Origin of the sequence: Vibrio sp. Vb1337, from assembly GCF_033338715.1 — a bacterium.
Classification (GTDB): Bacteria; Pseudomonadota; Gammaproteobacteria; order Enterobacterales; family Vibrionaceae; genus Vibrio; species Vibrio alginolyticus.
In genome coordinates this window covers 1-1,749 of sequence record NZ_JAWOTD010000065.1, presented here as the reverse complement: position 1 = coordinate 1,749, position 1,749 = coordinate 1, and the positions used below count along the sequence as shown (strand labels likewise).

The window sequence follows — 1,749 nt, the reverse complement described above, 5'->3', positions numbered from 1 at the left end:
AAATGCGTTGTCATCGTCAGGGTTCACCAACACTCGAAGATACGCCATGATGTCTTTGATTTCGGCACGCGCGAAAAACGACGTACCGCCAGACAGTTTGTAGGGTACGCGGTTTTGCATCAGTGATTTTTCAATCAAACGCGATTGATGGTTACCACGATACAAAATCGCATAATCTCGATATTCCGTGCGATTTAAGAACTTGTGCGCAATCAACTCACCCGTGACCCTTTCTGCTTCGTGCTCTTCGTTCTTGGCTAGCAACACTTTCAGTTTTTCGCCGTCAGGAATTTCTGAGAACAGTGATTTTTCATACACGTGCGGGTTATTGGCAATCAAAATGTTTGCAGCACGAAGAATTCGACTGGTCGAGCGATAGTTCTGCTCCAGCTTGATCAGACGCAGATTCGGGTAATCTTGCCCGAGCAGCACCAAGTTTTGCGGTTTGGCACCACGCCACGAATAAATCGATTGGTCATCATCACCCACGACGGTCAAGCGACCGCGCTCACCCACAATCAATTTGACCAGTTCATACTGACTGGTGTTGGTATCTTGGTATTCATCAACCAATAGATAGCGGATGCGATTTTGCCAACGCTGACGCACGTCTTCATTATTACGCAGCAGCAATACTGGCAGAAGGATCAGGTCGTCAAAATCGAGCGCGTTGTACGCCTTCATCTGCTTCTGGTACATCTCAAAACAAAAAGCGAACAGCTGTTGTTGCTCGCCTTTCGCCATCGCTTTGGCTTGCTCTGGCGTCAACATGTCGTTTTTCCAGTTGGAGATCGTACTCAATAGTTGTTTGAGTAGGTCTTTATCACCGTCGAGTTGCTTTTCCGTCAACTCTTTCAACAGCGCCATCTGGTCTTGATCATCAAACAACGAAAAGCCCGCTTTTAACCCAAGCTGCTTGTACTCACGTTTGATGATATTCAAACCCAAGGTATGGAAAGTAGAAACCATCAAACCTTTCGACTCGGCTTTACCCAAGGTTTGACCAACACGCTCTTTCATTTCGCGCGCGGCTTTGTTGGTAAAGGTCACGGCCGCGATGTTTCTTGCTTTGTAGCCACATTGCTGAACCAAGTAAGCAATTTTATTAGTAATTACGCGCGTTTTACCTGAGCCTGCGCCGGCAAGCACTAGGCATGGACCAGACACGTATTTTACGGCTTCATCTTGTCTAGGGTTCAGCTTCATACAAATTCTCTGCGGGTGACAAATGTGGCGCCTATGATAAAGGGGTGGCTCTTTGAATGCTACGGTGATTTTCTCGTAAATTTTACCCCGATTGGTGCAACATTCTGTTGCATAGTAGACCAGACTTTAAGCTATAATGAATGAACGTTCATTCACTGGTAGTAGGATTATGACGGACAACCCTGCTGTAGATAAACGCGATCAAATACTTGCCGCTGCGGAGCAGTTAATTGCAGAGTCTGGCTTTCAAGGGCTTTCTATGCAAAAGCTGGCCAACGAAGCTGGTGTCGCCGCCGGGACGATTTATCGCTATTTCTCAGACAAAGAGCATTTATTGGAAGAAGTGCGTCTTAACGTAGCCAAACGCATTGCCTCTGCAGTGCAAGCGGGCGTTAATGACGACATGCCATTGAAGGAACGCTATCGAACCATGTGGATCACCATCTGGAATTTGGCGGGTTCCAACTTAAACGCCATCAATAATCGAGTTCAATATGATTAGTTACCTTGCACAACAAGAACCAAGACGTGGGAACTTGAGCG

Annotated in this window: 1 protein-coding gene and 1 pseudogene; one reads left to right on the top strand and one right to left on the bottom strand. The window is 46.7% G+C overall.

Annotation, left to right across the window (positions count from 1 at the left end; all coding sequences use genetic code 11):
• Window positions 1-1,206: UvrD-helicase domain-containing protein (locus R7E42_RS23845; protein ID WP_318073066.1), on the bottom strand; the 1,206-nt coding region annotated here is incomplete at its 3' end.
• Window positions 1,207-1,375: 169 nt separating this feature from the next.
• Here R7E42_RS23845 and R7E42_RS23840 point away from each other — a divergent pair.
• Window positions 1,376-1,705 (top strand): annotated as a pseudogene (locus tag R7E42_RS23840) (TetR/AcrR family transcriptional regulator); the annotation flags it as partial.
• Between the last annotated feature and the right edge of the window lie 44 nt (window positions 1,706-1,749).